At 37.7% G+C, this 24,693-nt stretch carries 24 protein-coding genes; 16 read left to right on the forward strand and 8 right to left on the reverse strand.

Annotated features, from left to right (window positions below):
- Positions 1 to 134 precede the first annotated feature (134 nt).
- Positions 135 to 236 carry a cytochrome c biogenesis protein ResB gene (locus tag NMG86_RS06720; RefSeq protein ID WP_141293416.1) on the reverse strand — a complete coding sequence of 34 codons (102 nt, stop codon included), beginning with the start codon at positions 234 to 236 and terminating at the stop codon, positions 135 to 137.
- 201 nt (positions 237 to 437) lie between these two features.
- Here NMG86_RS06720 and NMG86_RS06725 point away from each other — a divergent pair, with 201 nt between their 5' ends.
- The 3 genes from NMG86_RS06725 (at position 438) to NMG86_RS06735 (ending at position 2,272) form a co-directional block, all read left to right on the forward strand.
- The gene (locus NMG86_RS06725) at positions 438 to 872 is read left to right on the forward strand and encodes a ferritin-like domain-containing protein (RefSeq protein WP_026789193.1); all 435 of its coding nucleotides are present in this window, start codon (positions 438 to 440) and stop codon (positions 870 to 872) included.
- Between the two features lie 75 nt (positions 873 to 947).
- Complete coding sequence (locus NMG86_RS06730; protein ID WP_026789194.1) at positions 948 to 1,880, forward strand: FTR1 family iron permease; 933 nt, start codon at positions 948 to 950, stop codon at positions 1,878 to 1,880.
- A gap of 116 nt (positions 1,881 to 1,996) precedes the next feature.
- Complete coding sequence (locus NMG86_RS06735) at positions 1,997 to 2,272, forward strand: hypothetical protein (RefSeq protein ID WP_026794294.1); 276 nt, start codon at positions 1,997 to 1,999, stop codon at positions 2,270 to 2,272.
- A gap of 154 nt (positions 2,273 to 2,426) precedes the next feature.
- On the opposite strand, the gene NMG86_RS06740 is transcribed toward NMG86_RS06735, so the two are convergent.
- Together NMG86_RS06740 and NMG86_RS06745 are read right to left on the reverse strand one after the other, a co-directional pair.
- Positions 2,427 to 3,467 carry a nucleotidyl transferase AbiEii/AbiGii toxin family protein gene (locus NMG86_RS06740; RefSeq protein WP_026789196.1) on the reverse strand — a complete coding sequence of 347 codons (1,041 nt, stop codon included), beginning with the start codon at positions 3,465 to 3,467 and terminating at the stop codon, positions 2,427 to 2,429.
- Positions 3,467 to 4,090 (reverse strand): DUF6088 family protein, encoded by a 624-nt coding sequence (locus NMG86_RS06745; protein ID WP_026789197.1) that lies wholly within the window; start codon positions 4,088 to 4,090, stop codon positions 3,467 to 3,469. The genes NMG86_RS06740 and NMG86_RS06745 overlap by 1 nt, the downstream gene beginning before the upstream one ends.
- Before the next feature lie 154 nt (positions 4,091 to 4,244).
- Here NMG86_RS06745 and NMG86_RS06750 point away from each other — a divergent pair, with 154 nt between their 5' ends.
- From NMG86_RS06750 to NMG86_RS06760, 3 genes are read left to right on the forward strand one after another with little or no spacing between them, the layout of a single operon-like run.
- Positions 4,245 to 4,505 carry a hypothetical protein gene (locus tag NMG86_RS06750; protein WP_026789198.1) on the forward strand — a complete coding sequence of 87 codons (261 nt, stop codon included), beginning with the start codon at positions 4,245 to 4,247 and terminating at the stop codon, positions 4,503 to 4,505.
- Positions 4,502 to 4,786: a type II toxin-antitoxin system VapC family toxin gene (locus tag NMG86_RS06755; RefSeq protein WP_043938017.1), complete on the forward strand. Its 285-nt coding sequence runs from the start codon at positions 4,502 to 4,504 to the stop codon at positions 4,784 to 4,786. Before NMG86_RS06750 ends, NMG86_RS06755 begins: the two co-directional genes overlap by 4 nt.
- On the forward strand, positions 4,777 to 4,911 hold the full coding sequence (locus tag NMG86_RS06760) for a hypothetical protein (RefSeq protein ID WP_264477968.1): 135 nt from the start codon (positions 4,777 to 4,779) through the stop codon (positions 4,909 to 4,911). The genes NMG86_RS06755 and NMG86_RS06760 overlap by 10 nt, the downstream gene beginning before the upstream one ends.
- 80 nt (positions 4,912 to 4,991) lie before the next feature.
- On the opposite strand, the gene NMG86_RS06765 is transcribed toward NMG86_RS06760, so the two are convergent.
- Complete coding sequence (locus NMG86_RS06765; protein ID WP_026794289.1) at positions 4,992 to 6,188, reverse strand: phosphoglycerate kinase; 1,197 nt, start codon at positions 6,186 to 6,188, stop codon at positions 4,992 to 4,994.
- A gap of 165 nt (positions 6,189 to 6,353) precedes the next feature.
- Between NMG86_RS06765 and NMG86_RS06770 the strand changes: the two genes are divergently transcribed.
- The 3 genes from NMG86_RS06770 to NMG86_RS06780 all read left to right on the forward strand — a co-directional run bounded on the left by NMG86_RS06770 (position 6,354) and on the right by NMG86_RS06780 (position 8,074).
- The gene (locus NMG86_RS06770; protein ID WP_026789200.1) at positions 6,354 to 6,770 is read left to right on the forward strand and encodes a universal stress protein; all 417 of its coding nucleotides are present in this window, start codon (positions 6,354 to 6,356) and stop codon (positions 6,768 to 6,770) included.
- Between the two features lie 164 nt (positions 6,771 to 6,934).
- The gene (gene ylqF, locus NMG86_RS06775) at positions 6,935 to 7,771 is read left to right on the forward strand and encodes a ribosome biogenesis GTPase YlqF (RefSeq protein ID WP_026797285.1); all 837 of its coding nucleotides are present in this window, start codon (positions 6,935 to 6,937) and stop codon (positions 7,769 to 7,771) included.
- A gap of 39 nt (positions 7,772 to 7,810) precedes the next feature.
- Positions 7,811 to 8,074 carry a hypothetical protein gene (locus NMG86_RS06780; RefSeq protein WP_026789202.1) on the forward strand — a complete coding sequence of 88 codons (264 nt, stop codon included), beginning with the start codon at positions 7,811 to 7,813 and terminating at the stop codon, positions 8,072 to 8,074.
- Positions 8,075 to 8,175: 101 nt separating this feature from the next.
- On the opposite strand, the gene NMG86_RS06785 is transcribed toward NMG86_RS06780, so the two are convergent.
- Positions 8,176 to 8,388 (reverse strand): hypothetical protein, encoded by a 213-nt coding sequence (locus NMG86_RS06785; RefSeq protein ID WP_052338661.1) that lies wholly within the window; start codon positions 8,386 to 8,388, stop codon positions 8,176 to 8,178.
- A 205-nt stretch (positions 8,389 to 8,593) separates the two neighbouring features.
- On the opposite strand from NMG86_RS06785, the gene NMG86_RS06790 reads away from it, so the two are divergent.
- From NMG86_RS06790 to NMG86_RS06815, 6 genes are all read left to right on the forward strand, one after another.
- Complete coding sequence (locus NMG86_RS06790) at positions 8,594 to 8,788, forward strand: DUF1269 domain-containing protein (RefSeq protein ID WP_337587947.1); 195 nt, start codon at positions 8,594 to 8,596, stop codon at positions 8,786 to 8,788.
- Between the two features lie 217 nt (positions 8,789 to 9,005).
- Positions 9,006 to 10,694: an NAD(P)H-quinone oxidoreductase subunit 4 gene (locus NMG86_RS06795; RefSeq protein ID WP_026789203.1), complete on the forward strand. Its 1,689-nt coding sequence runs from the start codon at positions 9,006 to 9,008 to the stop codon at positions 10,692 to 10,694.
- Between the two features lie 229 nt (positions 10,695 to 10,923).
- Entirely contained in the window at positions 10,924 to 12,090 is a 1,167-nt protein-coding gene (locus NMG86_RS06800; protein ID WP_141293410.1) for a sugar ABC transporter substrate-binding protein, read from the forward strand.
- A 12-nt stretch (positions 12,091 to 12,102) separates the two neighbouring features.
- Positions 12,103 to 13,437, forward strand: a complete 1,335-nt coding sequence (locus NMG86_RS06805; RefSeq protein WP_026798693.1) for a mechanosensitive ion channel family protein — start codon at positions 12,103 to 12,105, stop codon at positions 13,435 to 13,437.
- A 59-nt stretch (positions 13,438 to 13,496) separates the two neighbouring features.
- Positions 13,497 to 14,075, forward strand: a complete 579-nt coding sequence (locus tag NMG86_RS06810) for a UbiX family flavin prenyltransferase (RefSeq protein ID WP_026789205.1) — start codon at positions 13,497 to 13,499, stop codon at positions 14,073 to 14,075.
- A gap of 285 nt (positions 14,076 to 14,360) precedes the next feature.
- On the forward strand, positions 14,361 to 17,645 hold the full coding sequence (locus NMG86_RS06815) for a SpoIIE family protein phosphatase (protein WP_052347369.1): 3,285 nt from the start codon (positions 14,361 to 14,363) through the stop codon (positions 17,643 to 17,645).
- 217 nt (positions 17,646 to 17,862) lie between these two features.
- Here the strand turns inward: NMG86_RS06815 and NMG86_RS06820 are convergent, their stop codons facing one another.
- Both NMG86_RS06820 and NMG86_RS06825 read right to left on the reverse strand, forming a co-directional pair.
- Complete coding sequence (locus tag NMG86_RS06820; protein WP_026797287.1) at positions 17,863 to 18,921, reverse strand: aromatic ring-hydroxylating dioxygenase subunit alpha; 1,059 nt, start codon at positions 18,919 to 18,921, stop codon at positions 17,863 to 17,865.
- Positions 18,922 to 18,993: 72 nt separating this feature from the next.
- The gene (locus tag NMG86_RS06825) at positions 18,994 to 21,003 is read right to left on the reverse strand and encodes an FAD-dependent oxidoreductase (protein ID WP_026797288.1); all 2,010 of its coding nucleotides are present in this window, start codon (positions 21,001 to 21,003) and stop codon (positions 18,994 to 18,996) included.
- A gap of 282 nt (positions 21,004 to 21,285) precedes the next feature.
- Between NMG86_RS06825 and NMG86_RS06830 the strand changes: the two genes are divergently transcribed.
- Positions 21,286 to 21,747, forward strand: a complete 462-nt coding sequence (locus NMG86_RS06830; RefSeq protein WP_026789208.1) for a CYTH domain-containing protein — start codon at positions 21,286 to 21,288, stop codon at positions 21,745 to 21,747.
- Between the two features lie 214 nt (positions 21,748 to 21,961).
- Here NMG86_RS06830 and NMG86_RS06835 read toward each other — a convergent pair whose 3' ends face one another.
- Positions 21,962 to 24,664 (reverse strand): DNA methyltransferase, encoded by a 2,703-nt coding sequence (locus tag NMG86_RS06835; RefSeq protein WP_026797289.1) that lies wholly within the window; start codon positions 24,662 to 24,664, stop codon positions 21,962 to 21,964.
- Positions 24,665 to 24,693: the final 29 nt, after the last annotated feature.

Raw genomic sequence — 24,693 nt, forward strand, 5'->3', positions numbered from 1 at the left:
AAAATATGCAGTACCAATAGATTTTAAGCCAGAGAGAACAGGTTTTTGCCAGAATTAGACTATTTGACCCAAAAAAGGGTCTGAAGCCCCGTCCTAGAAGGACGGCTTTTTATTTGTAATCAAGAAATACCGGGTTAACGGTTTTGGACTTGGGGAGTTTCAGGTTGAGAACAGCCGATCAGAGAGGCTACAATTAAACCCATTAGACCACTGTATTGAATTTGTTGTTTTTTCATCGAAATCTGGTAAATACAATCTTTCCTCCTTATTTATAGGAAACAAGTTTTTCTCAAAATTTACAATACCCCCTAGGGGATTAAATCTAATATAAATCTTAATAATTACTTCTTAAGATAGATGATAATTTTAACTAATTATTATAAAAATGATCAACTGTTGTCATAATGGGTAAAGTGTTTTTAGGTTAAAGACAAAGCATGAGAGATCTTGATCAAGCAAAAGCCATTCAACTCCTCAACACGATTATGGAATTCGAGTTAGCAGGGGTGGTGCGTTATACCCATTATGCTCTGATGATAACCGGGCCGAATCGTTTGCCCATTGTACAGTTTTTCAAGGCTCAAGCCACAGAATCTTTGCTTCATGCTCAACAAGCTGGAGAAATTCTTACGGGTTTAGAAGGACACCCTAGCCAGAAAATTGCCCCCATTGAGGAAAGTTATCAACATTCGGTCAAGGATCTTTTACAGGAAAGTTTAGCTCATGAGCGCAAGGCTTTAGAATTGTATAAGGATTTGCTAGAAGTGGTTGAAAATGCGAGTATTTATTTAGAGGAATACGCTCGGACTATGATTGGTCAGGAGGAATTACATAATATTGAAATCAAGAAAATGTTGCGCGATTTTAGTTGATTTAAGATGTTTTTAGGGCTGGTTAATCCTGGCCGCTTTTCAAAATCATTCATTTTTTTTACGAATACAATTATCATGAATATAACCGAAGCATTACCTACATTTTTTATTACCTTACGAGAAGGGTTTGAAGCGGCTTTAGTGGTGGGAATTGTTCTAGCTTGTTTGAAAAAAGCCGAACAAAGTTATCTCAATTCCTGGGTATTTTCTGGAGTGGGAGTAGGAATTATTGCTAGTGCATTTTTTGGTCTATTATTTGGGTGGTTAATTCAAGGAATTGCTACGTCTGAACATCCCTACGCTCCAGTTTTTGGCGAATTTTTAGAAGCAGGAATTGGGTTGTTTGCGATCGCCATGTTAAGTTGGATGTTAATTTGGATGACTCAACAATCTAAATCCTTAAAATCGGAAGTAGAAGGAGCAGTTAAAGCCGCCATTAATAAAAATAAAACCGCAGCAGGTTGGGGAATTTTTGGGTTGATTTTTATTGCAGTTTTACGCGAAGGACTGGAAACCGTTATTTTTATCTTAGCTACCTTTGAACAGGGAATTATGCCTGCAATTGGGGCGGTTTTAGGTTTATTTGTCGCCGCAGGATTAGGAATATTACTCTTTAAGTGGGGGGTAAAAATTAATATTCGTTTGTTTTTTCAAATCATGGGAATTTTTCTGTTATTAATTGTAGCAGGATTAGTAATTTCAGTTCTCAAACATTTGGATGCGGGAGTAGGAATATTATCCCAAATTAATCCTGAATATGCGGGATTATGTTTAACTCAACCTGCTTCTTGTTTATTAGGGAATTTGGTATTAAATACCCAGGGATTTTTACCCGATAAACAATTTCCAGGGATCGTTTTAAAAGCCTTATTTGGCTATCGAGATCAATTGTATTTTGTCCAAATTGTAAGTTATTTTCTGTTTTTAATTACAGTGGGATGGTTTTATTTACAAGAAGTTAATGGAAAAGCGATCGCACCCCCAAAAACAGAAAAAACGGTTTCTTAATGTTATTTTAAATTAAGCGATCGCCAATCCCGTTAAACTGGGTATAGATTGTCCGATCACCTGGCAATATTGGGTATACTAATAGTAGTCCTGAATTTATCAACCATGAGTAAGTTATGCTAAAGTTCGTGATGGCAGCTTTAGTGGCTTTAGAAATCGTCTTGCTGAGTTCCTGGGTGATTCCCCCCGCTAATGCCACATCCCCCAATTCAGAAGTGTATATTTGGGATTATGCTTCAGTTGGGAATAGTCAAATGGTCTGTAAAAAAGTCGTTTTCCATGTCGAAAATCGTCCTTTACCTCCCGGTGTAGAGGTTCAACCTGCAAGGATTGATTCTAGGATTGTTAATGATGTTGATTGTAGTCATTTAACCAAACCTATTTTAAAATAAAATAGTAAAGGAAAGTAAGTTGAAACCATCCTAAAATTAGGAATATTCAATTTTCTTTCTTTCTTTTTTTGTTAAATAGTATTTGCTTCCAAATTTGCTCATAAATCAGTCAAATTGACATTTTCATTTTCAATTAAAGTTGCAATCTGATCAATCAATCTTCGTTAATAGCAATTTCAAGATTTTTTAATTCTTCTACAATTGTTTCAAATTTAGGGGCATTTCCTAGCATCATACCTTGCATATCTTGGTAGTCCTTTTTAATAGTCTGAAGCAATTTACCCTCTGGGACTAAATGAAAAGATCCTGGTATCGCCTGATCAAATTTCATCCAAGCTTTGTTGAAAAATAGTTGATTATGCTGATGAACATTCTCTCTCAATTTAGGATCGGAAATTGCTTTTAGGCCAAACTCAGTTTTATAAATCATCGCCACGTCATAATAATGACGAGAGATTCGTTGGCGATCGCTGGGTAAGCGTCCTTCGTCTCTATGTCCACAATACCAACCATGCAAAATCATCACTTTATCCCAGAAGGTTCTTTCTGGTCTAATAGTGATGATATTAGGTATTGAAAAGTCCCGGTCTGAAAGTATTTGGTTAATGAAAGGTTTTATGATAAGTTGTTCGTGAGGATCGAGTGCTGAACGACCACCGCCTTCAAGTTTCACGCGAGGCTGAATATACGCATCGGTACCCTCTGCAAATAGGCTGGGATAATGAAATAAAAGAGTTGATTTGTCTCGATCTTCTGTATCTGTTATTACGTTACATTCAGGTGCTAAAGTTGAAGCTATAGCCTCTAAATCTTGCCTCAGTTTGTTACAGATATATTTAGAAGTGGCTTCCATTATATTTTCTGAACGGCGCTTTCGTTCTTTCCCAGATATTTCTGGTGTTGTGGGATCTTTGCTTTCATCAAAACCGATATCCTTCGAGAAAACGGTAAAATCAACATCTTCAGAGAAACGATTGATTAAGCTATATCCTTTTGACAGAGAGGTTCCACCTTTGAATAGAAGCCGAGGATGATCGAAATTAAAGCCATTGTAGAGAATATCAAGGACTAAACAAACCCAAAAATCTTTCTCTACATAGCTTGATCGAGTATCAAGATTCTCGGCTTCAGCTTCAAAGACATCTTGGCGCTCCTGTTTAGATAATTCAAGAAAGTGTTTAAATTCCTGATTCATTACGCAGCAACACTCACACTTTGAGTAATACTATCTACAATTTTCGCCATCCAAATGGGCAAAAGATCGATACCTTTTACCAAGTCTTGCTTAACATTATCAGGCAAACGCGATCGCAAGATATTAATAATTTCCGAGTCGGAAACTACTTTTTTACCAAGCCAATCTAGGGCTAAAACAACTGTTAACCCTGGACGCTTCAGCCATGACATTAAGTGCTTTTTGGCGTGTTTGATCTGAACAGTACGACCTCCCACATTTAAGATTCTTGTCGTGCCATTTGTAAGATAAGCCATCTTAGCAGGAACAGCATTTGTCAAGCCTAAACTATTTGCTGCAACGATACCATCTGGCATAAAAATTGTGTGATCTCGTCTTGCCAGTGCTTTGATCGTGGCATCAATATCCGGTGGGGCTAGACGGTTTAAAATACTGCTCATGCGAGGAAGATCGTATAAGCCTTTGCTTATACGTCGCAGTAAACCATCCTTAACTAGACGTGACAGTGCTTTATCTATAGCGCTTCGACTACCCAGGTCAAGGAAATTCTTGGGCGTGCAAACCCAACGGCCACGACCATAGCCACGAATCCGCTTCATAATTTTGTCTGCAACTCTAATCATAGTCATCCTAGTATGGTAAGTTAACCAGCATCTTATCCAAAATTATAGCAGATTTTTCTGACAAGCACCAATTCAAACTTAAGTGTTGTGACAGTAATCTAACAGGTCAATACTAATTTTGTTAAAATTAATAGCATTGAAAGAGGTAATCATCATGAGTATCCGTGACCTTGTTCTCGCTAAATTAGAAGAACTTCCCGAAACTCTGTTACAGGAAGTTAACCAAGCTATTGATAAGATCATTGACCAAAATCTTGATAAAACGGTTCAGAGTAATGTTGATGAAAAGCTGCTAAAAGCCTGGTTAAAATGGTTTGAAGGAGTCGATCAGTTAGAGATAAAAACTGCAACACCCACTAACGAATACCAGCAAATTCTACTCAATAAATATCGCCAGCAAGGTCTAAACCTATGATTCTTTGTGATGCAGGTGTTTTACTTTGTCTAGTTGATTCCAGTCAACCGAAACATCTAGCCTATAGGGGTGCAATTCAAAAATTAACAAAACCTCTGATCACAACCTGGCCATGTTTAACAGAAGCCATGTATCTTGCTTTGCATCGTGGCGGTTGGGTTATGCAAAAACATTTAGGTCAACTTCTCTTAAATAAATTACTGACTATTTATGAAATTGAAGAAAATGACTATATTCGTTTGTTTGGGTTAATGGAGAAATATATCGACCAATGGATTTAGCGGATGCAACCTTAGTTTTAGTAGCTGAAAAAACAGGGTATCATCAAATTTTAACCCTTGATTCTGACTTCTTATTTTATCGAATTGACAATCAGGATACTTTCGATATTATTCAAGTTCCATAATTAAACGTTCATGGTCAAAAAATAGTAGGGAATATGACACCGCCATATCCCCTACAAATCGATGTTAACTAAAGCTGAAATTACGCATCATTTAACGCTGCAATTCCAGGTAATACTTTCCCTTCTAACAATTCCAAACTGGCGCCACCTCCAGTAGAAATATGGCTCATTTGTTCGCCTAAATTCAACTGTTCAACAGCAGCAACGGAGTCACCACCACCGATAATAGTAATCGTGCCTGTTTTGGTTAAATCTGCTAAAGTTAAAGCGATCGCTTTTGTCCCGGCGGCAAATTTCTCAAACTCAAAAACCCCCATCGGGCCGTTCCAAATTACTGTTTTACAGTCGCCTAAAGCTTTTTGGAAAACCTCAATAGAATCGGGGCCAATATCTAATCCCATCCAACCATCGGGAATGTCATTAATGCTAACGGTTTTTGCTTCCGCATCGGGAGCAAATTTATCCGCAATAATCACATCGGTAGGTAACAGAAAAGCCACGCCTTTTTCTTTGGCTTTCGCTTCTAATTCGCGGGCTAATTCCAGTTTATCTTCTTCCACCAAAGAGTTACCCACATTCAAACCGCGAGCTTTATAGAAGGTGAAAATCATCCCACCGCCCAACAGCAATTTATCGCATTTATCTAAAAGAGCTTCAATCACACCAATTTTAGAAGACACTTTAGAACCGCCAACAATAGCAGCTAAAGGACGTTTGGGTTCTTCAATAGCACCTTGTAAAAACTTGAGTTCTTTTTCAATTAAATAACCCGCGACAGAAGGCAAATAATGAGTTACTCCTTCAGTAGAAGCATGGGCACGGTGGGCGGTTCCAAAAGCATCATTAACGTATAAATCAGCAACAGAAGCTAATTTTTTCGCAAATTCAGGATCATTATCTTCTTCTTCGGCATAGAAACGGACATTTTCTAATAATGCCACATCGCCATTTTGGAGTTCAGCAACTCCTTGGGTGACTTCATCCCCAATACAATCGTCAAATTTCTTAACGGGTTTACCTAACAATTCCGATAACCGGGCTGCCACAGGGGTTAAACGCAGGGACTCGTCTACGCCTTTAGGACGGCCAAAGTGGCTGGTTAAAATCACTTTAGCGCCTTTAGAAGTTAAATCTTGGATAGTCGGCAGAGCCGCACGAATCCGTGTATCATCGGTAATTGAACCGTTATCTAGGGGAACATTAAAATCAACGCGGACTAATACCCGTTTCCCAGATAAATCTGATGCGGATAAATCTGCTACAGTTTTTTTTGACACAGGATAATCCTCCTAGGATATGTTGTTGTCTAAATCAGATTAAATTTAGGTGGCATGGGTCAGGTTTCGGACAGTTTAATCCTGTCTGTCAACCCCATCCGGTCTACCACCTAATCGTTCACAGTAAACATTCTACCTAAGTCCGCGTCTTGGAGATGCGCGATTATGTTTAAAACCATTTTATTTGCTGTTGACCAAAGCCGTGAAGCCCACGAAGCGGCGGTAATTGTGACCAACCTGGTCAAAACCTTTGGGTCTAGTCTCTATGTTTTGGCGGTTGTGGAACCCAATGCTGAGGTGACCGAACCTCAACCCCATCCTGAACAAATGTCGTCCCCGGAAGCGGTGGCGGACTTACTAAAACAGGCTCAAACCCTGTTTTCTAAGGATGGTATTGAGGCTCAAATCCTAGAAAAAGAGGGAAAACCCGCTTTTACGATTTGTGACGTTGCTGATGAAATTAATGCGAATTTAATTGTCATGGGGAGTCGAGGAATTGGTCTGACCGAAGATGGTGCGGCCGATAGCGTTACTAACCGTGTAATTAATTTGTCTCCCTGTCCTGTCCTGATTGTTCCTTAAGGGAGGGTGTTGACGGTTGACTGTTAAACTGCTCCCTCTAAGAGAGTCCTAAAGGACTCACTACGGTAAGACACCCGCCCTGCCTCCCCTGCTCCCCCTGCTCCCCCTGCTCCCCCTGCTCCCCCTGCTCCCATGCCCCCTACCTCCCCTGCTCCCCTAACATAATGTCTATCCAATGGTATCCCGGTCATATTGCTAAAGCGGAACGCACCCTTCAGGAACAACTGAAACGGGTGGACGTGATTTTGGAGGTGCGAGATGCTCGTATTCCTCTGACGACCCATCATCCCAATGTTCCGCAGTGGGTGGGAAGTAAAATGAAGGTGTTGGTGATTAACCGTATGGATATGATTCCCTCCCATATACAAAAACAGTGGGAGGAGTGGTTTGAGGAACAGGGGGAAACGGCCTATTTTACGAATTCCAGGTTGGGAAATGGGGTGGATGCGGTGGCGAAAGCTGCCCAAGCCGCCGGGTCACAAATCAATGAAAAACGGGCCGGACGGGGGATGTTACCCCGTCCTGTGCGGGCGGCGGTAATTGGTTTTCCGAATGTGGGAAAATCGGCCTTAATTAATCGGTTATTGAATCGGCGAATTGTTGATAGTGCTAGACGGGCGGGGGTGACTCGTCATTTGAAATGGGTGAGAATTTCCGAGACTCTGGAATTATTAGATGCTCCTGGGGTAATTCCGACCAAAATCAGAAAAGAGGAAGATGCTTTAAAGTTGGCAATTTGTGAGGATATTGGGGAAGCGTCCTATGAAAATTTACAGGTTGCAACGGTATTGATTGAGTTGTTACAGGATTTTAATTTACAGCATTTGTTGGTTTCCCGATATCAATTAGAGTTTACGGCTCTGAGTGGAGATATCTATTTACAGGAGTTGGCAGAATATAAGCATAAAGGAGATATCGAACGCACTGCCCGTCAAATGTTAAATGATTTTCGCAAAGGTTTATTAGGAAATATTGCCTTAGAGTTACCGCCTAATAGTTAGTTTTCAGTCAATTGTTTTAACCAGATATAATATCAGTTTATGAACACTTCCCTAATGTCGTCTAATTACATTTCTCGCCAATTTTTGATTCAATTTCCTTCCCAACCACAAACCTCTCAATTTCCTCCCCCAAATCTTACTCTGATTGATCAAAAAGGGCAAGATTTAGTGGAAATTGGAGCCGTTTTATTGGCAATTAGTCTGATTTTAGTGACCAGATTATTGAGCAAAAAAGTAGAATATGCGCTAATTTTTGCTGCAATTGTAACGGCTATTTTAGTTCCTCTTTTGTGGTTTTTGTAACCTCAAGAACCAACAGTTAACGGTCAAGTTTTAACCGTTAACTGGGGTAATTTAGGGTTAATTATTAACTATTAAAAGGCTGTCCAAAGTCAACCCGAATCCTAGTGACAAATTCCGGTAAAAGTTTGACCACTATGCTTAATTTGAACTACACTGTAGTTACCAAGCAGTGTAAAACTAATCGGACTTCCGGCTTGAGATTTTCCGCTAAAAGTATCGTTGCCTTGATAGGTTGTGGAAGCTAAACCTGCGGGTTCCATTTCTCCATTAATGGACTCATTGATGGTAACAGAAACGGGTTGCTTTTTCTGCATGGTGTTGTCATCAATGACAGAGGTATAAACGAATCATTCTTTAAGAGGAATTTAAAGTTATGGCCACATTAACAGTTTGGAAATTCAATACTGCCGAAGGTGCTGAAACGGCACTTGCTAAGTTAGTCCAACTTGAAAAACAGTATTTAGTTGAAATTTTGGAACATTAGTTGGAGCACTTTCGGGTCAATTTAACGATTATGGGATTAATGATGACTTTATTAAAAGTGTGCGTGAACAAGTCACAGAAGAAACCTCTGCCCTATTTTTGCTAACAGGTAAAGTCACGATAGACAAAGTAGAAGAAGCGTTTAAAGATTTCGATAAAGGAGAACTGATTCAGTCTAATTTATCAACGGAACAAGAAGCAAAATTGCGAGAGCATTTTGGGGTAGAATAATTAAAAGTTAACCACAAATCAACCCAATTATATTTGATTTTGAGGTTAGAAATTATCAAATGTAATTGGATTTTGTCTTAAATATTGATTAAAATCTATCAATATTTAATTTGCATTGATTTTAGTCAATGCAACCTCTGGTAAAAATTTATATACAAATCGTTACAAAGTTGAGTACAATGCAATTATTCACGGATAAGTATTTGTTCTTACTGTCATGATGGCGGATCAATTTCCCTGGCTGACTACGATAGTCCTGTTCCCACTCCTTGCTTCAGTGCTAATTCCTGTACTGCCTGATCAAAACGGCAAACAGTTGCGCTGGTATGCCCTGGGTGTAGGCATCGCCGACTTATTATTAATGTGCTATGTCTTCTTGAAGTATTACGATCCCAGCAGTGCAAATTTCCAACTGGTGGAAAAGTTTCCCTGGGCACCGCAATTGGGTTTGAACTGGGCCGTTTCTGTTGACGGAATTTCCCTTCCCCTGGTACTTCTGGCTGGACTGGTTACAACTCTATCTATTTTTGCAGCTTGGCAGGTAGACCAAAAACCTCGTCTGTTCTACTTCCTGATGTTGGTGCTGTATTCGGCCCAAATCGGGGTGTTTGTGGCTCAAGACTTGCTGCTGTTATTTATTGTCTGGGAACTGGAATTAATTCCGGTGTACCTATTAATTTCCATTTGGGGCGGGCCAAAACGCCGTTACGCCGCAACTAAATTTTTATTATATACGGCCGCTGCCTCTTTATTTATCCTGGTGGCTGCCTTAGCAATGGCCTTCTATGGCGGTGGCCCCTTAACTTTCGATATGGTGGAACTGGGTCTGAAGGATTATCCTCTCACCCTAGAATTATTTACTTATGCCGGGTTATTAATAGCCTTCGGCTTGAAATTGGCGGTTTTTCCCCTACATACTTGGCTCCCGGATGCCCACGGTGAAGCCTCGGCTCCGGTTTCGATGATTTTGGCTGGAGTGCTCTTAAAGATGGGGGGATACGGTCTGATTCGAGTGAATATGGGGATGCTACCCGATGCCCATATCTACTTTGCCCCGATTCTGGCAATTTTAGGGGTGGTTAATATTGTCTATGGTGGCTTAAATTCCTTTGGCCAGTCGAATATGAAGCGCCGCTTGGCCTATTCCTCTGTGTCTCACATGGGGTTTGTGTTGCTGGGAATTGCCTCCTTTACGGATATTGGGGTGAGTGGAGCATTGTTACAAATGATCTCTCACGGTCTGATTTCGGCGGTGCTGTTCTTCTTGGCGGGTGTTACCTATGACCGCACCCATACTCTGGCTTTGGATGAAATGGGTTATATCGGTAAGGCGATGCCCAGGGTGTTCACTCTATTTACCGCCGGGGCGATGGCATCTATGGCCTTACCTGGGATGAGTGGCTTTGCTAGTGAGGTGTTGGTGTTTATCGGAATTAGCACCAGCGATATTTATAGCACGACTTTCCGAGTGGTAATTGTGGCTTTGGCGGGTGTGGGATTAGTTCTGACCCCGATTTATTTACTGTCAATGCTCCGTCAGTTATTCTATGCAACGGGTGAAGCGCCTGTTTGTATGTTGGGTGATACGGTTTCCAAAAATTCTGATGACCAAGAGGCATTTTGTTTTGGAACCAGTTGTGTACTGCCCTCGGAAGCTACTTTTAGTGATGCTCGACCCCGGGAGATGTTCATTGCTGCGAGTTTCCTGGTGCTGATTGTGGGAATTGGGTTATATCCTAAACTGGTGACTAAGGTTTATGACGCCACAACCGTTGCCCTGAATACTCAGATGCGGGATTCTTATGCTCAAGTGGCTAAGGCTAATCCTGATTTGTATGCTAAAGGGTTTATGGCTCCTCGGATTGCTAAACCGGAGGTGGCTTCGGTTTCGGGAATGTTGAAATAGATAGAAACCGGGTTTCTTTTAGAATAAGCGATCGCTTTGATTGAAAAAGGCGATCGCTTATTTTATAGTTAGGGTTGGGGTTAATTTAACCACAAAGACACAAAGACACAAAGGAGTTGTCAAGACTAATCTGCCGATTGCTATAGAATGTTTTAATATTTAATTGAGGGAGTAGGAAAATCAATTGCGTTACCGTTTTTTATCGTTAATTATCTTAGTATTAATATTTTTGACCAGTTGCAGTCCCAAGGATGTAGACACAATATCTGATTCTCAACCGCAATCCATTCAGGGACAGATTTTAGTTTGGCATTCCTTTGAGGACAAAATCAAGGAAATTATGCAAGATTCCTTGAATGATTATATGCAAATATATCCTAATGTTAGGATTGTTAGTGAATATGTTCCCAATGATCAATTAGAGCGGCAATTCCGCCAACAAGTTAACAGAGGTTTGGGGCCGGATTTTATCTTTACTGTTTCTGGGGTGATTCCGAGTTTAGTTCAGGATAATTTGATTCCGGTGATTGAAGACTTTGATTTTTCGGGTTATCTTCCTACGGCGATTAGTCATGTTCGCTATCAAGGAAAAATGTATGGTATACCCACCTCGGTGATGACTCAAACTCTTTGCTATAACAAGAAGAAAGTTAAGTTACCGCCTAAAACTTTAACTGAACTCTTGCAACAAGCAAAGATGGGTTACTCGGTGGGGATATGGTCTAATTTTGTAGCTACTTTTTGGGGGGTGCAAGTTTTTGGGGGGAAATCTTTTGATCTCCAAGGTAATTTTGTTTTTGATCAAAATATTTGGGCAAAATGGATGGAGTGGCTAAAAATTGCCCAAAATGAACCGAATATGGTTTTTAATGATGGTATTGAAGGCTTGGAACAGGGGTTTATTAATAACCAATTGGCCTATGTTTTTTGTGATTCTTCGCGGTTGCCCAAATATAGCCAAGGGTTAGGAAAAGATAATTTGGGTGTTGCCTTATTACCAGGGGAAGATAACAACCCCGCCGGGCCTTTTCTCTATTCCCGTGTGATTTTGTTTAATCAAATATCGAGTCCTAATCAACAAAAATTATCCCTACAATTGGCTCAATTTTTTACAAATCCAGAACAAACTCGCAAGCGGTTAAGCCTCCTAGAAGGCTCTTTTATTCCGGCTAATAACAATGTTAATGTTAATAGTCGTTTGTTTCCTCGACAATCGATATTAGTTGAGCAAGCTAAAACTGCAATAGCAATTCCCCTAGATCAAGTTGAATTAGCGCGGGTTTGGGCGAAGATGGGTAATAGTTTATATCCTCAAGTATTAGGGGGAAGTATCGCTGCTGAAGATGCTGCTCATCAGATTACTGAAACTGTTAATCAGAAATCAAGTCAACCTTAAAAAAAATCCGATATGTCTAATCAACCCAATTTAACATTTATTGTTGATCAAATTACTAAACTCTTGATTTTTTTGAATCGCTCTCCGGTACAAATTCAATTGTTGGTAATTTTGATCTCGATTTTAGTCAGTCATAGCCTATCCTATTGGGTCGGTAAAAAAATCAAAGCAAATTTTCCACAACTAGCAATTAATCTAGCCCAAGAAACAACTTTAGCTCCCTATTGGTGTGGATTAATCTTAATTCCTGATTTAGTGGGTCGGGGATTTAGCTTAATTGTCTTAAATTTATTTCACAATTTATTCATTAATCAAGGATGGATTGCCGGAATTTTAACGATCGCAATTAATATTTTATGGGTTTATCTATTTTATCGAATTTTTATCGTTAGTTTATGTCTATTTATTCCGATTAATCGGGTTCAAGAGTGTAATTTCTATTTTTTTAGACCGATATTTATTTTATATGTTTTGAGAGAAATTTTAAGTTTATTTGTAGATTTTGATCAACTTCTGCAAGTAGTGGTGATTAATTTATTTGGCAGTTCAGTCACCATAGGAGTAATTATAATTAGTACCGTGGGGTTGTATTTATGGATTGTTGCTGTCAATATTTTACAATATATCCTTTGGCAGACTATTATTAATAGTACGAAAATAGATTCGGGTGGTGCTCAAGCCTCTTTGATTTTAGTTCGTTATTTTTTAATTACTTTTGGAATTGTGATTGTTATTGGATATCTAGGATTTAATTCTACAACATTTGCTGCGATTACGGGCGGGTTATCTGTCGGTATTGGCTTTGGGTTAAAGGAAGTATTTAGTAATTTTATTAGTGGGATATTTTTGTTATTTGAAGGTTCGTTAAGACCTGGAGATATTATTGAAATCGGCGGAGAATCCAGTGAAGTTAAAAAAATCAGTATGCGAGCGACAACGGTACAAGTGATAAGAGATAATTCAGAAAAAATTATTCCGAATCAAATCTTTTTTACCCAAGAACTTAAAACCATGACGGGTAGCGATCGCCGGGTGCGAAAGTCTTTAACTGTGGGAGTCAGTTATGATTGTGATCCGCAAAAAGTGATTGAGATTTTGTTAGAAATTATCTATAAACATCCCGAAACTTTAAATGATCCGGCTCCTTTGGTTAGTTTTATTAATTTTGGAGAATCTAGTTTAGATTTTGAGATCACAGTCTGGTTAGCAACTCCGACTGGAGGAAAACGAATTATGAGTGAAATTGCTTGTGAAATTTGGAAAGTTTTTGCTGAGAATAATATTGAAATTCCCTATCCTCAAAGAGATTTACATATTCGCAGTGATATTAGAAAGGAAGTTGATTGAAAAAACTTGTTTATTTAGGGTTAAAATGGAATAATTCAGATTAGAAAGCCGCCAATAACATGACCAGTTCTAAACGTCTCATCGTGGGTATTAGTGGGGCTAGTGGTATTATTTATGCGGTGCGTCTGTTGGAATTGTTGCGGGAAACCGATGTGGAAACCCATCTGGTTGTTTCTCGGGCGGGAGAAATCACTAGAGCCCATGAGTTGAATATAGATAGTAAACAACTTCACAACCTGGCCAACGTCAGCTATCCTATTGGAGATGTGGGAGCCGCTATATCTAGTGGTTCGTTTCGGACGATGGGGATGGTGATTCTTCCCTGCTCGATGAAAACCTTGGCTGAGGTGGCGACGGGAGTGACGAGTAACCTCCTAACCCGGGCGGCGGATGTGGTGCTCAAAGAACGTCGTCGGTTAGTGTTAATGGTACGGGAAACCCCTCTCCATGCGATTCATCTTAAAAATATGTTAACGGTGACAGAATGTGGGGGAATTATTATGCCCCCGGTTCCTGCATTTTATACGATGCCAGAATCTATTGATGAAATGGTTACAAATACGGTTTGTCGGGTGCTTGATCTTTTTGATATTGATGGGGGTCAGATGAAACGCTGGGAGGGAATTAGCAATCAGTAATCAGTGTAGAGACGTGCCATGGCGCGTCTGTACCAGTTATTACCCATTACCTATTACCTATAGCAATCCTATTTGAGTTGTGTTTAAAATCCCTGATCAAAAGGGAACACCGGAACAGCCCCCCCCAAAACCCCTGTGCACGGGGGTTTTGGGGGGGAGGGATCTGGGGTAATACTTCTGGCCGTTTCATATCAGTATTGAAATGTTACAACCTATTTAGGATTGCTATATTACCCATTACCTATTAACTATTACTCACTTAACAATTATAACTTTTTATCTTCAATGCCAATTTCTTTGCCTAAATTTCAGTTAATGTGGATTAAGATTGTTCGGAAAAGTCGGCGTCCGATTCCGATCCGAACGGTTTTGATTATACCTTTTTTACTGCAAATTTTTGGGGCGGTTGGGATTGTGGGATGGTTGTCTTTTAATGCAGGACAGAAGGCGGTCAATGAGGTGGTGAGTCAATTACAAAATGAAATTAGTGCTAGGGTTGAACAGAATTTAGAAGCCTATTTAGCTATTCCAGAAAAGATTAATCAAACTAACTTAAATTTACTTCAGTCGAGAATTTTAACCTTTCAAGACCTAACCCAGTGGGAAAAATATCTTTGGCGACAGGTACAAATTTATCCTGATATTAACTTTATTAAAATTACTAATGCCGCTGGACAGGAACGCACGGGGGAACAGTTGGGGGATGGGTCTTTAAGAATTAATGTGATTGACAAATTCACTAATTTTGACTTCTATTCCTATAAGACTGATTATAAAGGCGATCGCACCGAAGTTGCAACCATTGTTAAAGATTTTGATACCCGAAAAGGTGTATGGTATAAAGATGCAGTAAAAGCCGGAGATGCGACTTGGAGTTCGGTGTATTTATCGTTATTAGAACCGACTCTATTAATGAGTGCTTTGCTTCCGGTTTATAATCCTCAAACCCGAGAAGTTCAAGGAGTTTTAAATACCGCATTACGGTTAGATGAAATTGGAAATTTTTTAAATCGATTAAAGGTAGGAAAATCAGGACAAACCTTTTTAATTGACAGTGATGGCACATTATTAGCCACTTCTACTTTAGAAAAACCCTTTCTAGTAGTTAAGGATGATAGACAGTTATTTGCGGCAATAAAAAGCCAAAATCCCTTAACTCAAGCCACCGCAAAATATTTAAGCAAAACCTATACTAATCTCAAGGATATTAAGCAAGGAAAAGAACTAGAATTTACTTGGAATCATGATCGTTATTTTGTCAAAGCGTTACCTTTTCAAAAGGGCAAAACCGTTAATTGGTTAATTCTTGTAGTTGTTCCTGAATCCGATTTTATGGAACAAATTAATGCCAATACTCGCACCACTATTGCTTTATGTAGTTTAGCATTATTGGGAGCTACATTAATAGGATTATTAACCGCACAATGGATTGTAAAACCGATTTTACAGTTAAATATTGCCGCCAAAAAAATTGCCCAAGGAGACTGGGAACAAAAAGTAAACCTGAAACGGGAAGATGAATTAGGTCAGTTAGCTAAATCTTTTAATAGCATGGCCAAACAGTTAAAAGAATCCTTTACTATTTTAGAAGCCAAGAATGAAGAACTGCAACATTTAGACCAATTAAAAGATGAATTTCTAGCCAATACTTCCCATGAATTACGAACTCCTTTAAATGGAATTATTGGCATTGCTGAATCTTTAATTGATGGGGCGACGGGAGATTTATCCCCCCAAACTAATGGTAATTTAGCCATGATTGCGGCTAGTGGTCGCCGTTTATCGAGTCTAGTGGGTGATATTTTAGATTTCTCTAAACTGCGTCATCAAAATATAGAACTGGAACTGCGACCCCTTGATATTCGGGCAATTGTGGATGCGGTTTGTATTTTGAGTCAACATCTAATTACGCATAAAAATTTACATATTATTAATCGGATTTCGGTTGATTTTCCCCTAGCGGAAGCTGACGAAAATCGGTTACAACAAATTTTCTATAATTTAATTGGAAATGCGATTAAATTTACCCCAGAAGGAATCGTAGAAATTTCAGCCATTATTTTACCTAAAGGCAATAAGTCTCAAATTGCAATTACAATTTCTGATACGGGAATTGGGATTCCTACTAATAAATTAGACCGAATTTTTGAATCCTTTGAACAGGGAGAAGGGTCAACTGCTAGAGAATATGGCGGCACCGGATTAGGATTAACCATTACCAAACAATTAATTGAATTACATAGGGGTGAAATTACTGTGGAATCGGAGATGGGTATCGGTTCTCGATTTACGTTTACCCTGCCCATTGCTGAAAATACAGTTAAAACGCCGACGGAAAACCGAGTAAAAAATCCACTACAACCTCAAGAAATTAATACCTTATTATCAATTAATTCTAGTTTTGTTCAACCCCAAATTAATCTTTCTTCGGAAGTTATTAAGATTCTAATTGTTGATGATGAAGCCGTTAATCGTCAAGTCTTATTTAATAATCTTTCATTAAATCAATATGCCGTTTTTCAAGCCATTAATGGCGAAGAAACCTTGGAATTAATTGCTAAAGGACTCAGACCTGATGTGATGTTATTGGATGTAATGATGCCTAAAATGACTGGATATGAAGTGACTCAAAAACTGAGAGAAAAGTTTAATGCCACGGAATTACCGATTATTTTATTGACGGCTAAAACTCAAGTTCAAGATATTGTAACGGGGTTAAATATGGGTGCTAATGATTATATGATTAAACCCTTTGCTAAGGATGAACTTTTAGCCAGAATTAAAACCCATGTTAATATTAGTCGCCTACAAACGGAAAATTTACGGTTAGCAACGGAATTAGAAGTAACTCGTCGTTTACAACAAATGATTCTACCTAGACCGGAGGAACTCGCAGCTATTCAAGGAGTAGAAATTGTGGGATTTATGGAACCTGCGGAGGAAGTTGGCGGAGATTATTATGATGTTTTAGAAACCGATGGTGTGGTGACATTGGGGATTGGAGATGTCACCGGACATGGTTTAGAAAGTGGGATTTTAATGTTAATGACTCAAATGGGAATTCGTACCCTCACGGAAATTAGAGAAACTGACCCCATACAATTTCTGACTATTCTTAATAGCACTCTTTATAAAAATATTGAACGGATGAATGTGGATAGAAACTTGACTTTGGTACTATTAAATTATTATCAAGGATTGTTAACTATTAGTGGACAGCATGAGGAAATTTTGATTGTTCGTTCTGATGGTAATATTGAACGGATTGATACGATGGATTTAGGTCTTCCGATTGCTTTAGATGAAAATATTACGGAGTTTATTAATTCCGCAACTGTCGAGTTAAAAACCGGAGATGGAGTGGTTTTATATACCGATGGAATTACAGAAACCTTTAATGTTGATAGACAACAGTATGGACTTGATAGACTCTGTGATGTTATTTCTGAAAATTGGCAACACCCGATAGAAGATATTAAACAATCTGTGATTAATGATGTTTTGACATTCCGAGGAAAAGAAAAACAGTTTGATGATATTACCCTATTAATTTTGAAGCAAAAAGCATAAATTCATAGTTGTTGCGCTTCAGCGCTCCATATTTGTTGTTGCGCTTCAGCGCTCCATATTTGTTGTTGCGCTTCAGCGCTCCATATTTGTTGTTGCGCTTCAGCGCTCCATATTTGTTGTTGCGCTTCAGCGCTCCATATTTGTTGTTGGGATGAATGCCCCTTTATGGAGCGCTAAAGCGCAACAACGAAATTTTGTATTGATGACCCCCTACTGATTATTTTTCAACTTGATTGTTAATTAACCTTTGAATACTGGCGATAGTCGGGTTAAATTCATATCCTTTTTGTTGGGGATTTTGTAAATAGGCTTGTTGTTCTTCTTCTATCATTAAAATATCCTGTTTAACTAACCCATCCAATAGTTTTTGGGCGGAACCAAAACATAAATTTTTGACAAATTTTCTGAATTTTATAGGCAGTTTATGGAGTCGCCAAAAGGCATTTAATGAGGTAAAATGAATTAAATATGCCTTGGTTTCTGTTAAACTAATCGGACAAAATAAACAATATATTTTAAAATAGTCTCCCAAAGTAGAAACCCAATGGGGATAAATATAACTAACCGTTAAAGGTTCAGGATGAAGTTGTCTTAAACCGGGAAAAAATAGCTGGGAAATTGACCAAATTTTATCAATTTTATAATAACTTTTAGCTTGATAGTAAGCATCAACTCGGTTTTCATCTGCTTCTATCTTGTCTAAAATAGCATCCGTCCATGCTTGTAAATCTTGATGTAAATGTCCGTGGTACATATCCATTAAATTCTCAATTAAAAAGGAAAAATGTCCTTGATAATGAATAACTGAAACCGTTGCAATATAATTTAGATTATCCCATTCTGGAATTGCTAAGGGTTGAATTAAATTAGGATTATCCCCAGGAAAAAGCCAGATAAAACCATCTAATTCTTTAACTGAATATTCTCGGATTTTACAATTTTTAGGTAATTTTTGGTTATCCTCTAAATAGGGAACTTTGACACATTCTCCCTGAGAATTAAATTGCCAACCATGATAAGCGCATTCTATATAATCTGATATGATTTTACCATGACTTAATTTAACTTGTCGATGGGGACAGCGATTTTCCAATGCTTGAATTTTGCCTAAACTATCCCGAAATAAAACAATATTTTGATTCCATAATTTTACTTCCAGGGGTTGAGTTTTGACTTCATGAATTGCTGCTACAACATACCAATGATTCGGGTTTATTCCTGACTGTCGAATATCGTTGGTTTTTGATGTTGTATTGGATAATTTTTCTTGATTCATATTAACCTGGGCGATTTCAATCGCAGCTACACAAACAAATTCCGCCTACGCGGAATTAAAGTAATATCAATTTTATATCTTTAAAAATCCTTCTGGATTTACAGAAAAAAGCGGTCGTTTTTGCAAACCCTCCTGATATAAAATTTCATTTGCTGCTAATAATCCACTACTAACAGCCCTTTCCATTAAACCACAGGGAAAGGGCATTTTTACCCAATCTCCCGCAAACATTAAATTAGTAACCCCAGAATTTGTAGCCGGACGATTTGCATAACTTCCGGGGGGATATCCGGCAAAATTTTTCTGATTGACTAATTCTCGATGTAATAGGGTAGCTAATTTTAATTCGGGGACAATTTCATAAAGTTCCTGTTCAAAAGTTATTAATAAAGCTTCTTGTGTGGGAAATTGCGTTTCTTTATAACAATAAGCATGAAGTTCTACCACAGTCCCCCCAGTTTCTTTATACCATTTAATATATTCCTCTTGAATACGATGATAAAGGGTAATACTATCGGTTAAATTATAACCTGATAAAGAGGTAAAATGGCTATATTCCCAAGGGAAATCTCGGTCAAACCAAAACCTACAAACTGCAAAGGGGTCAGCGACTTGTAGTTGTTCAATTTGTTGTTTCACCTGTTGATTGATTTCCCCATTCATCAAGGTAAATAATCGTTGCGTCCCAGGAATATCCGTCGCTAATACATAATAATCTGCCTGGATATTATTTGTAATAGATGAATTTCTGGTTATATTATTAATACCAACTAACTTAACTTGATTATCCTGTCTTTCTATTACCTGATAATTTGGTAAATCTCGTTGTGCTGGGCCAGAAATTACCTGACCTTTTTGATTAAAAACTGCCCCATGACAAGGACAATGAAAATATCCATCTTCTGCCATTTGTACCGTACAACCTTGATGGGTACATTGCAAAGAAATAGCTTGATTATTCTCTCCAGATACCGCATAAATATCATCTCCAGACCCAAAATATTCTAAACAGTCACCCCCGACCAATTCCTGATATTCACCCCCGCTTACCAAGGGGGGGCAGGGGGGGTCAATTAATGATAGAATTGGATTATATTTTACCCAAAATGGAACTGAATTAATTTGATTACCTTGAAAATAACTAATAGAATCAATTTTTCCTTGATTCCAGTTAATATTATTCACGGTAACATCGGTTAAAACTTCTCCTCCTTTTTGTTGAATTGCTTTAACTAAAGGTTGGACTAAACTGGTTCCCATATCTTGACAAGTTCCATTAAAAGCCAACCCTTCAGGATTACCAAAAAAATAGAAATGGAAAAACTGCATCAATTCCCCCACACTCAATTTATCCGGTGCATTTAAACTCGATTTAGCAAAGGGAAGAAAATATAAATCATACAAACCTTGAGGGAAATCTTGACTCACCCAGTCCGCCACAGAAATGTCATCCAAACGTTGAAAACTATTGGGAATTTTAAACCCACCAATTTCTCTAAATACTTTCCAATGATTCAAATGAGTCAGATTAATTCCCCAGTTTAAACGATTAGCAGAAGAGAACCCTAAATCCACCACATTCCAAGGAAATGCAGACCGACTAGGACGGAATATTTCCGGTTGATATTGGTTATTTTTAAAAACCACGGCATAGGATTCTAATGATTTAAAATTATCTTCAATTTGGATTTCTTTAACTAAGGATTTTAAGTTATAATATTGGGGAAAGAACCCATGAAAACCATGTTCCATTTTAAAGGTTTTATCACCTATTTTAATATCCCAACTAGCAATTTTACCGCCCAATTGGGGAGATTTTTCTAATAAAGTAACTTTAAATCCCCGTTGACTCAATTCATAAGCACAGGCTAATCCGGCTAATCCTGCACCGACAATTACAACGTGCTTATGTTGGGTCAAAAATTGGGGTAAATTCAGGATATTTGGCTGGAAAATTGTTGGTTCAGGTTTATGGAATCGAGAATACCCTAAGAGCCCAGCCACTGCGCTAATACCGAATAATTTAAGAATAAAACGACGAGAAACATTAGAATTTTCAGAAGGATTAAATAGTTCAGTCATGGATAAAATAAACTTAAAATTTTAAAGCCAGATTATTTTCTAATCTACGAAGCGATGACGCTCACCGTATAATGATTATATCAATTTTGTAGCTATTGGCAAATTAATTATTATTAACATAAACATGATGTTGTATGTTGTTGGGCTTTAGCCCTCAAGATTGCGCTGAAGCGCAACAACAGCGCAACAACAGCGCAACAACGGGATTTTTTTTTATTTGTTGATAAAAATATAAAATTTTATGGTATAATCATGAACAGATAATTTTTTAGATCACTATAAATGGCAATAGAAATTGAACGAAAATTTTTAGTTCAGGGGGATGAATGGCGATCGCTTGCAGTGGGAGAAACCTATCGTCAAGGCTATATTGCTAATATCAATGGTCGCACGGTGCGGGTGCGGGTCGTAGGAAGTCAGGGATATTTAACGATTAAAGGGCTAACAACAGGAAGTAGTCGGGCAGAATTTGAGTATGAAATACCCGTTGATGATGCTCAAGAATTATTAGAAACATTATGCGATCGCCCTTTAATTGAAAAAACCAGATATAAAATTAATATCGGGGATTTAATTTGGGAAGTTGATGAATTTTGGGGAGAGAATCAAGGATTAATCTTAGCAGAAGTAGAACTAGAAACAGAAGATCAAAATATTAATATTCCCCATTGGATCGGAAAAGAAGTCACCTCCGATCCTCGGTATTATAACTCCAACTTAGTTAAAAACCCCTTCAAACCGTAGTAAGCCCTGAAGGGCTTCCCTCTTTTCTTTCTTTTCCCGTCTCCAGGCTCTATGACTATTTTTCCATATTCTATATTGCGATTTTAATGCTCAGGTTTATCTATTAAAACAACTAGATATAGTCGCGCGTGGGACTCAGAAACCGGGTTTCTCCACAAATCCCTCGGTTGAGCAACAAAGATTATGGCAGAAACCGGGTTTCTACTGTCAAATCTTATTGATAAATATCCCAACAACCGACTATTTTTTCCCCTCTTTCCTCTTTTTCGGCTAACTCTAGGTTGAGTTTTAATAATTTCTCTAAAAGATCATCATCGGGATTAAATCCATAAGCTTCCATTGCTAATTTATCTAATTGTTGATGGAGTTTATACAGTTGACTACTAGGCTCAGTAAAAAATTTGTTGTATAATTTGGTGATTCCCCATTGTTTTTTCTCCATTTGCTCAGTGCGATATTCATGGAGTTTAATCATGGTTTCTCTGATTTTTTCAACTATCTTTTTAGTCGGTGTTTGCGGAAAGGGGAAGGTTTCAAAACAGGTTGTATTAGTATAGCGGGTATCTCCTTTTAAAGTTGAACTTTGCGCTTTTACCCAAATACGATGAATATTTGATGTTAATATTCCTAAGATGTAATAATCCTCAGAAGTAATAACAGTTAAAGAATTATTTGGCAAATATTCAATAAAAATAGGCAAAAATATAAACCATTTAGAATGACATGGGACAACAAAATAATAAGATAATTTTTTAAGTTCTTTTCTTAATTTAGGTACAGTTTCACCAAATTTCCACCAATTTAAACGACGAATTTTTCTGTGATTATTGTCTCTAATTGGTTTTACTGTTAATTCAACATGAGAAAAAGGTAATTGATAATCACTAGCATCTTCTAAACTCATATCATTGAAATCAATTATAAACCGATTTGGTTTAATATCAATACTATCAGTTAAATCTGTTGCCGATACTAAGATTTTAATAACTTCTTGATTTTTAGGAACATTTTTTATCCATTCATTTGCTATTTCTTGAGAAATAAAAAACCCCTTGCCATTAGGTTGTACTCCTAAAAAACTTTTATTTTGATTCGCCTTTAATTTAATAGCTTGAGAAACATCAGTTAAAGAAGTCAGAGAAGAATTAATAAAATTAACAGGTTGATGATCTAAAAAATAAGTATCAGGTTTAATTTTACACCAGTTAACAATACTAACATGAACTTTAGCTTCGCCAGACCAGATTTGAGTAGAAATTGCTTCATAAATATAGCCATTATTATTAATAATATAATCTAAAGATACATTTCTATTTAAGCCTTGACTAATGGAATTAGTAGCAACTAAACCCACTCTACCATTTTCGTTAATATTATCATGAGCTAATCTAAACCAATAAATAGAAAAATCTACTTGTGCGCGAATATCTGCAAATTTATTAAATAGTTTTTCTGCATAATTATCCCCTAATTCTTGACGTATTCTATAACCGCCCAAAAAAGGCGGATTGCCAATAATAGCATCAGCCTTCACCCAATCACTAAAAAGCGCATCTTTACAGACAATATTATTATCTAAAGTATCTAAAGGTAGAGCAGGTTCAGTCAAATTAAACTTATCAATTGCCACCTTCCGCGCTATCATTAAAGTAACTCTAGCTAACTCCACCGCAAAAGGATTAAGATCCATTCCATAAAACTGATGGGGAGTAACAAAACTAATGTGTAATTGATCAACATTAGTGGTTTTTTTACTCATAATTTTATGAATTAAAAGCTGCTCAATGCGTTTTAATTCTTGATAAGCAATATAAAGAAAATTTCCACTCCCGCAAGCCGGATCTAAGACTTTATAATTGAGTAAGTCTAGCTGTAATTGATATAATTGCTTAAGGGTATTTGCTTCCTCAATACGCTCCTCCCAATACTGACTAATAGTAGGGCGAATAATGTTCATTATATCACTTTCTGAAGTATAATGAATTCCGTAGGAATGACGGTCTTTTTTATTAACCGAGCCTTCAAAAATATTCCCAAAAATAGCGGGTCTAACCTTACTCCAATCCTGTCTCGCAGCCACATCTAAAAATTCTAATTCTTTCTCAGTTAAATCAATTGGATAAATCGTAGAAAATAGCCCACCATTAAAATAATCAACACCTTTATAACGCCCAGCCGGAGTAATTCCGGTTTGATTCATTTCTCTAAATAATCCCCCAATGATATCATAAGAGCTTAGTTTATTTTGCAGACAATCTTGTACACAAGCAATAAATAAATCTTGAGGTAATAATCCCCGATCTTCAGCAAACATGGCTAACACACATTGTAAAATAAAACGTTGAGCGATTAATTCAGAATTGGTTTGTTTTGATAATCTTTGCTGTAAAGTTGTAAATAATTCCCCCATTCTTCGCGCCGCAATTTCAGTAATTTCTACTTGATTATTTCTAAAAACAGGAGTCCGATTTCCTAACTCCATAAAAGCAAAAGCACTCGCTCTTTCTACTAAGTTAATCAGAGCGACTTTATCAACAGGTTCATCTAATTGATTATCAAAATCAAAAATCCAAAATTCATCAAAATTACAAAGAATCACATAACGAGGGCGATTAGGTACTAAACGTTGCCAATAAGCAAAAGCTTGGGCATAATGTTTATTAAGATCCTCACCCCGTTGTTTCATCTCAATTAAAACTTTAGGTTTCCAAATTAAATCAGCAAAACCAGTTTTACCTTTTTGACTCCCTTTTTTGATGGCTTTTTCGTATTCTGCGCCCGCTTCTAAAGCACCCTCATAACCGAATGCTTTAAAAAAACGATCTAAAAAAGTTTGTGCTTCTTTTCTTTCCTGTCCTGTGATATGTTCTTTACAGAAATCAATAAATTTTTGTAAACTTTCCGGTGTTGCTGACATTTGACAATCCTCGCTCTTTTAAAGTGTCT

Source organism: Planktothrix rubescens CCAP 1459/22 (genome assembly GCA_904830895.1).
GTDB classification, from domain to species: domain Bacteria; phylum Cyanobacteriota; class Cyanobacteriia; order Cyanobacteriales; family Microcoleaceae; genus Planktothrix; species Planktothrix agardhii.